Annotated in this window: 11 protein-coding genes and 1 pseudogene; 7 read left to right on the top strand and 5 right to left on the bottom strand. The window is 70.8% G+C overall.

The window, feature by feature from the left end:
• The 3 genes from AAHZ94_RS17085 to AAHZ94_RS17075 form a co-directional block, all read left to right on the top strand.
• The coding region (locus tag AAHZ94_RS17085; RefSeq protein WP_349993763.1) for a hypothetical protein at positions 1–899 on the top strand (899 nt) is incomplete at its 5' end.
• A 21-nt stretch (positions 900–920) separates the two neighbouring features.
• Complete coding sequence (locus AAHZ94_RS17080; RefSeq protein ID WP_349993762.1) at positions 921–1,055, top strand: hypothetical protein; 135 nt, start codon at positions 921–923, stop codon at positions 1,053–1,055.
• Between the two features lie 5 nt (positions 1,056–1,060).
• Positions 1,061–1,315 carry a hypothetical protein gene (locus AAHZ94_RS17075; RefSeq protein WP_349993761.1) on the top strand — a complete coding sequence of 85 codons (255 nt, stop codon included), beginning with the start codon at positions 1,061–1,063 and terminating at the stop codon, positions 1,313–1,315.
• Positions 1,316–1,676: 361 nt separating this feature from the next.
• Here AAHZ94_RS17075 and AAHZ94_RS17070 read toward each other — a convergent pair whose 3' ends face one another.
• Positions 1,677–2,063 (bottom strand): metal-sensitive transcriptional regulator, encoded by a 387-nt coding sequence (locus AAHZ94_RS17070; RefSeq protein WP_349993764.1) that lies wholly within the window; start codon positions 2,061–2,063, stop codon positions 1,677–1,679.
• A gap of 320 nt (positions 2,064–2,383) precedes the next feature.
• On the opposite strand from AAHZ94_RS17070, the gene AAHZ94_RS17065 reads away from it, so the two are divergent.
• Entirely contained in the window at positions 2,384–3,004 is a 621-nt protein-coding gene (locus tag AAHZ94_RS17065; protein WP_349993760.1) for a DUF47 domain-containing protein, read from the top strand.
• Positions 3,005–3,010: 6 nt separating this feature from the next.
• The gene (locus tag AAHZ94_RS17060) at positions 3,011–4,009 is read left to right on the top strand and encodes an inorganic phosphate transporter (RefSeq protein ID WP_349993759.1); all 999 of its coding nucleotides are present in this window, start codon (positions 3,011–3,013) and stop codon (positions 4,007–4,009) included.
• A gap of 355 nt (positions 4,010–4,364) precedes the next feature.
• Here AAHZ94_RS17060 and pstB read toward each other — a convergent pair whose 3' ends face one another.
• From pstB to pstS, 4 genes are all read right to left on the bottom strand, one after another.
• A complete protein-coding gene (pstB, locus tag AAHZ94_RS17055) occupies positions 4,365–5,141 on the bottom strand; it encodes a phosphate ABC transporter ATP-binding protein PstB (protein WP_349993758.1) in 777 nt (258 codons plus the stop codon).
• Between the two features lie 54 nt (positions 5,142–5,195).
• Positions 5,196–6,272: a phosphate ABC transporter permease PstA gene (gene pstA / locus AAHZ94_RS17050; protein ID WP_349993757.1), complete on the bottom strand. Its 1,077-nt coding sequence runs from the start codon at positions 6,270–6,272 to the stop codon at positions 5,196–5,198.
• Positions 6,273–6,363: 91 nt separating this feature from the next.
• Entirely contained in the window at positions 6,364–7,383 is a 1,020-nt protein-coding gene (gene pstC, locus AAHZ94_RS17045) for a phosphate ABC transporter permease subunit PstC (protein WP_349993756.1), read from the bottom strand.
• A 132-nt stretch (positions 7,384–7,515) separates the two neighbouring features.
• Positions 7,516–8,640, bottom strand: coding sequence for a phosphate ABC transporter substrate-binding protein PstS (pstS, locus tag AAHZ94_RS17040; protein WP_349993755.1), 1,125 nt, complete (start codon positions 8,638–8,640; stop codon positions 7,516–7,518).
• A 1,151-nt stretch (positions 8,641–9,791) separates the two neighbouring features.
• Here pstS and AAHZ94_RS17035 point away from each other — a divergent pair.
• Both AAHZ94_RS17035 and AAHZ94_RS17030 read left to right on the top strand, forming a co-directional pair.
• The gene (locus AAHZ94_RS17035; protein WP_349993753.1) at positions 9,792–10,922 is read left to right on the top strand and encodes a C40 family peptidase; all 1,131 of its coding nucleotides are present in this window, start codon (positions 9,792–9,794) and stop codon (positions 10,920–10,922) included.
• Between the two features lie 555 nt (positions 10,923–11,477).
• A pseudogene (locus tag AAHZ94_RS17030) lies at positions 11,478–12,214 on the top strand (phosphatase); the annotation flags it as partial.

Below are 12,214 nucleotides of genomic sequence, written 5' to 3'. Positions count from 1 at the left end.
GGGGCCCGGCGCCCCCCCCGGGCCGGGCGGGCGAGGGGGCGGGGGCGCCGGCGGGGGGGCCCGACGCGGGGGCCGCCGCGGGCGCCGGGCAGCGGGGGGGGGGCGGGGGGCGGCCCCGCCCCCGCCCGGCGCCCGAACAGGCGTCGGACGAGCCCGCCGAGCGTGAGGTCGGCGCCGCGCCCACGGCGCTGCGGGACGCCGCGGGGGCGCTCGCGCAGGCGGGCAGCGCACGGATGCGCACCTCGGTGCAGACTGATGCCGGTGCGACCCGGGTTGCCATCGAGGGCAGCGGCGGGTACGACTTCGCGGCCCGCCGGGGCCGACTGCGGGTCGTGCCGCCGAAGGACGCGGTGGGAGCGGCGGAGCAGCGGCCGATCATCGAACTCCTCGCCCCCGCCGAGCTGTTGATGTTCAACCGTGGCGCCGGGGTGCCGCGCGACCGCTGGCTGCGCGTCGACAGCACCCGGGTGGCGGACGGCAACCTGGTCAGCGGGGGCGCCACCGATCCGCTGGTGGCCGCCCAACTCCTGCGCGGCGCGCGGCAGGTGAGCGTCGTGGGGCGGCCGGCCCAGGGCCGCGCCGGGCTCTGGCACTACCGGGGCGTCGCCGATCTGCGCGCCGCCGCCCGGGCCGCCGAACCGTACGCGCGCGGCGTGTTGCGGGCCGCGGCCAGGGGGTTCGCCACCGATGCGGTGCGCTTCGACGCCTTCCTCGACGCGCGGGGCCGGCTGCGCAAGATCCGCCACCGGTTCACCATGACCAACACCGCCGGCGGTCAGCACCGGGAGACCGACGTGGTCTCGACGACCGAGTTGTACGGCTTTGGCGCACCGATCGCCCTGCAAACCCCCAAACCCGCGGATATCTATGCGGGTGCGGTCGACTCGCCGAAGAATTAGTTCCGTGAGGGGGCTTGCCCCATGGAAATGACCCATCCGTGCCATGTGCGCGGTGTGTGCCTGTCCCTACGCTGGATCGCCGGCTACGACGTCAGTGCAGCCGGCCACGACGTCGGTGACGTCGCCGACCGCCCGGTCGGCGCTCGAAGGAGGTGACACACATGGTGGCGCGTCAGGGTTCGTCGGTCTCCGACCATGTGGCCCTCGTCGAGATCGACCTCTACGGCGAGTTGATGATCGCGGCGTCGAGCGTGGACGCCGAGCGCATGAGTGCGGCCCACATCGACGCCGTGTTGCGCGTCCATGTGGACCGATCAAATCCCGCCACTTCCGAACCCGCGCCCGAGGCCGTCCGCGACCCCGGGCCCGAGCCCCTTCCCGACCGTGGCCAGGAGGTCGGTCACCGGCCACCGTGAGCCGTCCGGCGGCGCGACTGGCGCGACCCCGCCCCCTCCCGGGGGTGCGTACGACGTCGCTGCGCCCCGCGCCGGACGTGCCGCTGCGCGGGGAGTGGGAGCGGGGCCGGGCGGGTGCCGACGGCGCGGCGCCCGGGCCGCTTGGGCCGAGCGGCACCCAGACCGGCCGAGCGGCACCCAGGCCGGGGGTGTCCAAGCAGGGCGGAGCTCACGCCGAGCGGCGCCCAGACCGGGCGGCAACTGGGCGAGCGGCGTCAGGCGAATGGCGTCCAGGTCGAGTGACATCGAGGCCGAGCGATATCCAGGCCGGGGGCGTCTGGGCCAGGCGTCGTCCGGGCCGAGCGCGGCCCGGCCCGCCGCGCTAGGTGCGGAGCAGCCGGGCGATGGCGGCGGACGCCTCGGCGACCTTGGTTTCCACCTCGTCGCCGCCCCGTACCGCCGCGTCCGCGACGCAGTGCCGCAGGTGCTCTTCGAGCAGTTGCAGCGCGAAGGACTGGAGCGCCTTCGTGCTGGCCGACACCTGGGTGAGGATGTCGATGCAGTACACGTCCTCGTCGACCATCCGTTGCAGGCCACGGATCTGGCCCTCGATCCGGCGCAGCCGCTTGAGGTGCTGGTCCCGCTGCTTGGCGTAGCCGTGCGGCCCGGGTGGGCTGCCCGCCGCGCCGTGCGGCGCGCCCGGTGCGTGGGCCGCGCAGGACGAGGTGGTGTCGCGGGTCTGGTCCCCGGCGTCGTCCGCACGGGACACTGTGACCTGCGTCGCCGCCGTGACCTCGTCGGTTTCGGCTGAGGTGGCTGCGGGCAGGGCGTCGCTGGGAGCTTGGGGCTGGTCGCCATCGCGGGCGGCCCCGCTGTCGGCTGCCGTCGTCGTCATGGCGTCCTTCCGAACGGGTGAGAGTCGTATATACCCCTACGGGGTACATGGTATCGAATGGCGCTGATGGCGGCCGGGCCCCGTTATAGGCACTCTGCCCGATAGGCGACACTGGTGGAATGCCGGTTAGCCATGGCCGGATGTTGTGCCTAGCATCAACGAGACCGAATCCGCTGCACCCAGAGGATGCCCCAGTGCGCTTTCGTCTGACCCCCAGGGAGACGAGCTTCTACGACATGTTCGCCGCATCTGCGGACAACATCGTGACCGGCTCCAAGCTCCTCATGGAACTGCTCGGGGCGGACTCCTCCGCGCGGGCCGAGATCGCCGAGCGCATGCGGGCGGCGGAGCACGCGGGTGACGATGCGACCCACGCGATCTTCCACCAGCTCAACTCGTCCTTCATCACGCCGTTCGACCGCGAGGACATCTACAGCCTCGCCTCCTCGCTCGACGACATCATGGACTTCATGGAGGAGGCGGTCGACCTGGTCGTCCTCTACCAGGTGGAAGAGCTGCCGAAGGGCGTCGAGCAGCAGATCGAGGTGTTGGCCCGGGCCGCCGAGCTGACCGCCGAGGCCATGCCGAACCTGCGCACCATGACCAACCTCACGGAGTACTGGATCGAGGTCAACCGGCTGGAGAACCAGGCCGACCAGATCCACCGCAAGCTCCTGGCCCACCTGTTCAACGGCAAGTACGACGCGATGGACGTGCTCAAGCTCAAGCAGATCGTCGATGTGCTTGAGGAGGCGGCCGATGCCTTCGAGCACGTCGCCAATACCGTCGAGACCATCGCGGTCAAGGAGTCCTGACCCCCGGTGGACACCTTCGCGCTCGTCGTGACCATCGGGGTCGCGCTCTTTTTCACGTATACGAACGGCTTCCACGACTCCGCCAACGCCATCGCCACCTCGGTGTCCACCCGGGCCCTGACGCCGCGCGCCGCGCTGGCGATGGCCGCGGTGATGAACCTGGCCGGTGCCTTCCTCGGCAGCGGGGTCGCCAAGACCGTCAGTGAAGGGCTCATCGACACGCCCGAGGGCGACAAGGGGATGGGCATCCTCTTCGCCGCACTGGTCGGGGCGATCGCGTGGAACCTCATCACCTGGTACTTCGGCCTGCCGTCGTCCTCCTCGCATGCCCTGTTCGGCGGCATGGTCGGTGCTGCTCTGGCCGGCGGCATCGATGTCATCTGGTCCGGGGTGATCGAGAAGATCGTCATCCCGATGTTCATCTCGCCGGTCGTCGGCCTGGTCCTCGGCTATCTGGTGATGGTCGCGATCATGTGGATGTTCCGGAACGCCAACCCGCACAAGGCCAAGCGCGGCTTCCGCATCGCGCAGACCGTCTCGGCGGCCGGCATGGCCCTCGGCCACGGTCTGCAAGACGCCCAGAAGACGATGGGCATCGTGGTGATGGCGCTGGTCATCGCCGATGTGGAGGACTCCGGCGACCCGATCCCGACCTGGGTGAAGATCGTCTGTGCGCTGATGCTGTCACTGGGTACGTACGCGGGTGGCTGGCGCATCATGCGGACGCTCGGCCGCCGCATCATCGAGCTCGACCCGCCGCAGGGCTTCGCGGCCGAGACGACCGCGGCCTCCGTGATGTACACCGCGTCGTTCATGTTCCACGCGCCCATCTCCACCACGCACGTGATCACCTCGGGAATCATGGGCGTGGGCGCCACCAAGCGGGTCAACGCGGTCCGCTGGGGCGTGGCCAAGAACATCATCGTGGGCTGGTTCATCACCATGCCCGCCGCGGCGGCGGTGGCCGCCGTGGGCTACTGGATCGTCCAGCTCGCCTTCGGCTAGCGCCCCGCGCTGACTGCCCCGCGCCCCGACCGACGGCCGGCTCGTACGAGCTCCTCAGGTCCCTCAGGTCCCTCAGGTCCCTCAGCCGGGTCCACCAACCGGGCCCATCAGACCCATCAGGCCCATCAGGTTGCATCAGGTTCCATCGACCGGCCCGTCGTGGGCCGGGCCCGTGCCGTGTGGCGCTGGGCGGGTGCCCCGGTGTGGGGCGGAAGATGTGGAGATGGGGCGGCCCGCCCCCCGGGAGCCAGGGGGCGGGCCCATCGCCTTGCGGTGGCACCGCCATGCAGCACCGCAAAGCTGCTCTATCTCGGTCCGCCCCGGGGTCGCTGCCCCGGGACGGGCGTCGGGTTCTTTAGCCGAAGCGGCCGGAGATGTAGTCCTCGGTCGCCTGGACGGACGGGTTGGCGAAGATGCGCTCCGTCTCGTCGATCTCGATGAGCTTGCCGGGCTGGCCTATCGCCGCCAGGTTGAAGAAGGCCGTGCGGTCCGAGACACGGGCGGCCTGCTGCATGTTGTGCGTCACGATGACGATCGTGAAGCGCTCCTTGAGCTCGCCGATCAGGTCCTCGATGGCGAGGGTGGAGATCGGGTCGAGCGCCGAGCAGGGCTCGTCCATCAGCAGCACCTCGGGCTCGACCGCGATGGCGCGGGCGATGCACAGTCGCTGCTGCTGACCGCCGGAGAGGCCGGAGCCGGGCTTGTTGAGCCGGTCCTTGACCTCGTTCCACAGGTTGGCGCCCTTGAGGGAGCGCTCCACGATGTCGTTGAGCTCGCTCTTGCGGTACGAGCCGTTCAGGCGCAGGCCCGCCGCCACGTTCTCGAAGATCGACATGGTGGGGAACGGGTTGGGGCGCTGGAAGACCATGCCGACCGTGCGGCGCACGGAGACCGGGTCGACGCCGGCACCGTAGAGGTTCTCGTCGTCCAGCATCACCTTGCCCTCGACCCGACCGCCGGGGGTGACCTCGTGCATGCGGTTGAGGGTGCGCAGGAAGGTGGACTTGCCGCAGCCGGAGGGGCCGATGAAGGCGGTCACGGAGCGGGGCTCCACGGTCATCGAGATGTCCTCGATGGCCTTGTGCGAGCCGTAGTACGCGGTGAGGCCGCTGACGTCGATGCGCTTGGCCATGTGAATCACTTCTTTTCTACGTCGACCCCGCGGGCGGAGCCGGAATACGGGGCCTCAGCGGCCGGTCTTCGGGGCCTTCCAACGGGCGATGCCGCGAGCGACCAGGTTCAGGATCATGACGAAGGCGATGAGCACCAGGGCCGCGGCCCAGGCACGGTCGTACGACGCTTCGTTGCCGTTCGCCCACTGCTCGTAGATGTAGAAGGGCAGTGAGGACTGCTCGCCTTCGAACGGGCTGTTGTTGATCGCCGGGTTACCGAAGACCAGCAGGACGATCGGGGCGGTCTCACCCGCGATGCGCGCGACGGCGAGCATGACGCCGGTGGTGATGCCGCCGATCGAGGTCGGCAGGACCACCTTAAGGATGGTGCGCCACTTGGGCACACCGAGCGCCAGCGATGCTTCGCGCAGCTCGTTCGGTACGAGCTTGAGCATCTCCTCGGTCGAGCGGACGACCACCGGCATCATCAGGATGGCGAGCGCCATCGAGCCGGCGAAGCCCGAGTAACCGAAGTCCAGGATGATGATCCACAGGCTGAGGATGAACAGACCGGCGACGATCGAGGGGATGCCGGTCATGACGTCGACGAAGAAGGTGACGGCCTTCGCGAGCTTGCCGCGGCCGTACTCCACCAGGTAGACGGCGGTCAGCAGACCGATGGGGGCGGCGATCAGGGTGGCGATGCCGACCTGCTCCAGGGTGCCGATGATGGCGTGGTAGATGCCACCGCCCGGCTTGACGTTCTGGGTGCCCTTCATCGAGTGGCTGAGGAAGGCGCCGTCCAGCACGGTGGTGCCGCGCTTGATGGTCTCGTACATCAGCGAGGCCAGCGGGACGACCGCGAGGATGAAGCAGACCCAGACCAGGCTGGTGGCCAGCCGGTCCTTCGCCTGCCGCTTGCCCTCGACCCGGGCCGTGAGGGCGAAGGTGATGAGGACGAAGAGGAGGGCCGATATCAGGCCCCACTGGATCTTGCTGTCCAGGTCGGCGGCGACGCCGATGCCGCAGCCGAGCCCGATGGAGAGGACGATCAGCGCGATCGGGGACCAGAACGGCAGCCGCGGCTGGTACAGCCTGGAGGAGCGTGGTGTGCTCGCGTCGGCCACCTTCTGCACGGTGGTGTTGCTCATGCCCCGCACCTTTCGATGATCACTGCGCCCGCACGGCGCGAAGGTGCGGTGGGCTGGTCCGTCTGCGGCCGGTGGGCCGGGGTCAGGTGGCTCATGCGTTGGCCCCCGAGTACTCCTTGCGGCGCGCGACGATGAGCCGGGCGGCGCCGTTGACCAGGAGGGTGAGGACGAAGAGCACCAGACCGGAGGCGATCAGCGCGTCACGGCCGGTGTCGTCTGCCTCCTTGAAGCCGCTCGCGATGTTCTGGGCGATGGTGCCGCCGCCGCCGTCGAGCAGGCTGGTCTGGATGTCGAAGCTGGTGGAGAGCACGGTGGCGACGGCCATCGTCTCGCCGAGCGCACGGCCGAGGCCGAGCATGGAGGCGCTGATGATGCCGGAGCGGCCGAACGGCAGCACCGACATCCGGATGACCTCCCAGCGGGTCGCGCCGAGCGCGAGCGCCGCCTCCTCGTGCATCTTCGGGGCCTGGAGGAAGACCTCACGGCTGACGCTCGTGATGATCGGCAGGATCATGATCGCGAGCAGGATGCCGATGGTGAACAGCGACCGCGGCGTGCCGTCGTTGTACTCCAGGATGCCGGTCCAGCCGAAGTAGTCGTCGAACCACTTGTACAGCCCCTCCAGGTGCGGAACCAGGAAGAGCGCGCCCCACAGGCCGTAGATGATGCTGGGGACGGCGGCGAGCAGGTCGATCACGTAGCCCAGCGGCGAGGCGATGGCGCGCGGGGCGTAGTGCGAGATGAACAGCGCGATGCCGACGGCCACCGGGACCGCGATGACCATCGCGATGATCGCGCTGACGACCGTGCCGTAGAGCAGGACCGCGATGCCGAAGTTCGGGTCGGGCATCTCCGCGTTCCACTCGAAGGTGGTGAGGAAGTTGCCCGTGTTCTTGTTGAGCGCCGAGGCGGCCCGCACGGTCAGGAAGAGGGCGATGGCGGCCATGACGACCAGCAGCGTGATGCCGGAACCGCGGGAGAGGCCGAGGAAGATCCGGTCGCCGGGGCGGGTGGCCTTGCCCTTGCCCTTGGTCAGGTCCGTCTTGTCCACCGCGAGCGGCGGCTGCTTCTCAGGTGGTGGGCTGGTGGGGGAGGTGGGTGTTATGTCCATGTCTTTCTCCGGTCTGCGGAGTCCGGGTACGACTCCTGGCGCGGCGGTGCACCGGAAGGCGCGGCTGGCCCCGGCCGGCGCCGCACCCCGGGTGGGGTGCGGGCCGTCTGGTGGGGCCAGCCGCGCTCGGGGTTAGGAGAGGGAGGCGACGGTGGCGCGGACCTTGGTGGCGACCTCGGCCGGCAGCGGGGCGAAGCCCAGCTCCTTCAGCGAGCTCTGGCCGGCCTCGCTGGAGGTGTAGCCGAGGAAGGACTTCAGAGCGGTCAGGCTCTTGGCGTCGTTGCCCTTGTCACAGGCGATCTCGTACGTGACCAGGGTGATCGGGTACGCGCCCGCGGCCTTGGTGTCGTAGGCGAGCTTCAGGGCCAGGTCATTGCCGGTGCCGACGATCTTCGCCTCGGCGATGGCCTTGGAGGCGTTCTCAACGGTGGCCTGGACCGGGGTGCCCGAGCCGGTGTCCAGGTCGACGGTCTTGGTGCCGTTGGAGGCGGCGTACGAGAGCTCGTAGTACGAGATCGCACCGTTGACCTGCTTGACCTGCGAGGCGACACCGGAGGAGCCGTCAGCGGAACCGCCGCCGTCGCCCGCCCACGCCTTGGCCGGCTCGTAGGGCCACGCCTGCGGCGCGGCGGCCTTGAGGTACTTGGTGAAGTTGTCGGTGCTGCCCGAGTCGTCCGAGCGGTGGAACGACTGGATCTTCAGGTCGGGGAGCTTGACGTCGGGGTTGAGCTTGGCGATCGCTTCGTCGTTCCACTTGGTGATCTTCGAGTCGAAGATCTTCGCGATCGTCTCGGCGTTCAGCGTCAGCTTGTCCACGCCGTCGACGTTGAAGCCGATCGCGATCGGGCCGCCGACCATCGGCAGGTTGATGCCCTGGCCGGACTTGCAGACCTTCTTCGACGCCGTGACCTCTTCGGGCTTCAGCGCCGAGTCGGAGCCGGCGAACTGGGTCTTGCCCTGGAGGAACTCCTGGATGCCAGCGCCCGAGCCGGTGCCCTTGTAGTTGACGCTGATGTCCTTGCACTCGCTGCCGAAGTTCTTGACCCACAGGTCCATGGCGTCGCGCTGCGCGGACGAGCCGGAGGCAAGCAGCTTGCCGTCGCCCTCGCACTTGATCGCACCAACAGGCTTCTTGGTGTCGCCGCCGTTCGACTCGCTGTTGTCGTCCGAGCCGCACGCTGTGAGGACCAGTGCACCGGACACGGCGAGGGCACCGGCGGCAATGGCGCGAAGCCGGTTCTTGCGCTGAAGCTTCACTTTCGGGAGTTCCTTCCAGAAGCCGCCGGTGGGGACGGCGTGCGAAGAGATTCGAGGTTCGTAGCAGGACTGTGTGAGTAACTGCTGCGTGCGGCGCGCATTGGCGGGTGCGTCGCGCACCGTGTAAGGCCGAAATTAGGCAGATCAGGTGAAGCCGCTGAAGGGCGTGAGTGAACGGAGGGTGAACCTCACCCGTCAGTGTGGTGGCCTGGCCCGGGGTGCTGATGTCGACGGTGGTTCAACGGTGCTGAGCTGGCCCTTTGCTGGTGTGGGGGTGGCCTTGGGGCGGTGGGGCGCTAGTGATGCGCTGGGGTCTGAGTGGCTACGCGTACGGCGTGAGGTTTCAGGGATGCGCGGGTTGGTTGGGCTCTAAATGGCCTAAGTGATGTGTGTGGTCTGTGTGAAAACTGAGGGCCGTCGGTTGGGTGAGGCACGTGTGGGGGACGGCGGGCGCAGGACGGACCGTGCTCGTCCACAGCCCTGTCGCTCGCGGCCGTGGCGTGGCACGATCCGGCGTTACGTGGCAGTAGGTTCACAAAGTGCTGTGGTGCGGGGCCGGCCGGGGTGGGGCTGTGTGGGCCGGGCTTCGGCGTAGGGCTGTGGTGTGGGGCTTTGGCGTGGGGCTGTGCGGGCCGGGGCGCCGTGCTCGGGTGGCTGCGGGGCTTTGGTTCTGGTGCTTCGGGTTGTGCCGTCGCGGTGGTTGCGGGGCGCGGGTCGGGCGCAGAGAAGGCTGGCTGCGACGGAACGCCGAGCGCGTAGGGCACGTCAGAGCAGGTGGGGCGGGTGGGATGCGTGGGGTGCGTGGGACAGGCAGGGCGCAGGCAGTAGGCGGAGCGCGTAGGGCACGCAGAGCGGCAAGCGGGGCGCGTACGGCAGGCGGAGCCCGCGGAGCAGCAGGGCACGGAGAGCGGCAGGCGAGGCGCGCGGCGCAGGCAGAGCCCCCGCGGGGCGGCCGGCAGAGCACGGAGAGCAGCAAGCAAGGCGCGTAGCGCAGGCAGGACAGGCAGGACAGGCAAGGCAGGGCAGGGCAGGGCAGGGCGCGTAGCGAACACCCAGGTGACCCGGAGAACGTAGGAGAGGGAGGTCGGTCGGTGCGACGGGGACGAGTAAGGGGCGGGCGGGGCGACGGCGGGGGCCGGGGGCGCGGCGTCGTGGCGGCCACGGCCCTGGTCTGTGCGCTGGCCGGCGTGGCGGCCCCCCCCGGGGTGGCGCTGGCCGCCCCCGACCGGCCGAAGCCGGCGAAGCCGCGGAGCGCGGCGGAGCTCGCGGAGGTGCACCGCCGGGTCGAGGCGCTGTATCAGGAGGCGGAGCGCGCCACCGATGCGTACAACCTGGCGGCGGAGCGGCAGCACACCCAGCAGAAGCAGCTCGACCGCATCGCCACGTCGGTCTCCGCGGCGAAGCGGGAGATGGCCGCGCTGCGCCGGCAGGCCGGGGCGATGGCGCGGGCGCAGTACCGCAGCGGCGGGCTGCCGCCCGAGGCGCACGTGCTCCTCAATACGGACCCGGAGGCGGTGTTGGGCGGGGTGGCGCTGGCCCGCAAGGGGCAGCACGCGACCAAGGGCGTGCTCGGCAGCCTGGCCCGCACCCAGGCGGACCTGGACCGGTACGCCAAGGACGCGACGGCCAAGTGGACGCGTCTTGAGCAGACCCGCACCCAGAAGTACGCCGCGCGCAAGGACGTGCAGGCCAAGCTGAAGGCGGCCAAGAAGCTGGAGTCGCAGCTCGCCGCCGAGGAGCGGGAGCGGCTGCGCAAGCTGGAGGCGGAGAAGGCGGCCAAGGCGCAGCAGGCGTGGTGGCGCTCGCGCGCCGCGCAGGACGTCAAAGACATCGGGGACGGGAAGGGCGCCGCGGGCGCGAAGAACGGCGTGGGCGGCGCGGACGGCGCGGACGGCGCCGAGGGCGTCCAGGGCGAGACGTCGCCGGCCGCGAAGCGGGCGATCGGCTTCGCCACCGACCAGATCGGCAAGGCGTACGAGTGGGGCGCCGAGGGCCCCGACACCTTCGACTGCTCGGGGCTGACGCTGCGCGCCTGGGAGGCGGCCGGGCGGACGATTCCGCGCACCTCGCAGGAGCAGTGGCGGCAACTGACCAGGGTGGACCTGAAGGACCTGCGCCCGGGCGACTTGATCATCTACCACAAGGACGCCAGCCACGTCGGGATGTATGTGGGCAACGGCACCATCGTCCACGCCCCGCGCCCTGGCCGGAATGTGACGCTGGCGGGCGCCGGTTCCATGGAGATCCTCGGCGTGGTCCGCCCCGACGCCCCGAAGGAGTAGCGCGCCGCCCGGCCACGGCCGACCGTGCTGGTACGGGCGGAGCCTCGGGTGGTACGCGGCGCGCGCCCGGCCGGTCGCGGGCCGGGACGGCGTGGCGCGGGCCCGGCGGGGCTGCGGTCGTGCCCGGTGTACGGCCCGTGCCGCGCGGCCCCGGGTGCCCGGCTTGGCGCGTACCCGCTGCGCTGCCGGCCCGCCCATACCCGTACCGGCCATGGCATATGCCCCTGGCCAGCGGGTCGGGTGGCATTCCACTCCGCGGCCCGGGTTCGCTAGGGTCGGCTGGCAGTAACCGGCGGGACACCGGGCCCATCGCCCAGCGATACGGGCCCGCCGCCGGTGCGGACGGCACCACGTCGTCCGCGGCTCGACCGCCTGTGTGCCGCAGGCCGCTCCGCGCGGCCGGTGGGACGTGGCGGGCGGGCCACCGGCCCCTCCGCACCATGGGCTGGTCGCAGCACGTGCCGGGCGTCACGGCCAGCGGTCGTGGCGGGTGGCGCGACGCCGCGGCCATGGGCGGGCCGGACTGCGCCTCGGGGGAGACAAGGAAATGGAGCGATGCCCGTACCGGCACCCGCACCCGTGCCGCGCCAGCGAGAGGCATCGGCTGCCGCGTTACCCGTACCGTCAGGCCCGCTTCCGGAGGCCGGCATCAGCCTGTTGGTGATCGAGAACGACCCTTCGGGGGCGCTCACGATGCCCGAGCTGACGGACGCCGACGGCAAGCCGGTGCGGGTCAGATCCGCCCGCAACCTGACCGAGGCGCAGCGGCTGCTCACCGACGAGGCCCAGTGCATCGTCCTCGACCTGGCGCTGCCGCGGCCCACCGACGACGAGGGCGAGGCCGCCGGCGGCCCGGACGCCGACGGTGATGACGCGCTGGCGACGCTGCGCGAGGTGCTGCGCATCGCCCCCGGGCACGCGGTGCTCGCGCTGACCGCCGAGGGGGACGCGGAGCGCGCGGCCGAGGCGGTCCGGGTCGGCGCCCAGGACTACCTCTTCCGCGACGAGCTCGACGACCGGGTGCTCAGCCGCGCCGTGCGGTACGCGGTGGAGCGCAAGCGCGCCGACCGCGCCCGCCGGCTGCTCACCGAGTCGCGGCTGCGCGCCCGGGAGAACGCCCGCCTGGAGCGCGGACTGCTGCCCACCCCGCTGCTCGACGGCTCCGACCTGCGGTTCGCCGCCTGCTACCGGCCCGGCCGCCGCCGGGCGGGGCGCGGCGGCGCCTTCTACGCCACCCGTCTCTTATACACAACAGGCGCAGCCCGCGAAACTCCTAGTGGAGATGTCGGGGG

Source organism: Streptomyces sp. HSW2009 (assembly GCF_040240285.1).
Classification (GTDB): Bacteria; Actinomycetota; Actinomycetes; order Streptomycetales; family Streptomycetaceae; genus Streptomyces.
This window is presented reverse-complemented; position numbering and strand designations above follow the sequence as displayed.

What these genes read in the sequence shown, in the direction of transcription:
- AAHZ94_RS17080 (WP_349993762.1), top strand. Translation starts at nt 921, where the DNA reads ATGGAAATGACCCATCCGTGCCATGTGCGCGGTGTGTGCCTGTCCCTA.
- AAHZ94_RS17075 (WP_349993761.1), top strand. Translation starts at nt 1,061, where the DNA reads ATGGTGGCGCGTCAGGGTTCGTCGGTCTCCGACCATGTGGCCCTCGTC.
- pstB (WP_349993758.1), bottom strand. Translation starts at nt 5,141, where the DNA reads ATGGCCAAGCGCATCGACGTCAGCGGCCTCACCGCGTACTACGGCTCG.
- pstA (WP_349993757.1), bottom strand. Translation starts at nt 6,272, where the DNA reads ATGAGCAACACCACCGTGCAGAAGGTGGCCGACGCGAGCACACCACGC.
- pstC (WP_349993756.1), bottom strand. Translation starts at nt 7,383, where the DNA reads ATGGACATAACACCCACCTCCCCCACCAGCCCACCACCTGAGAAGCAG.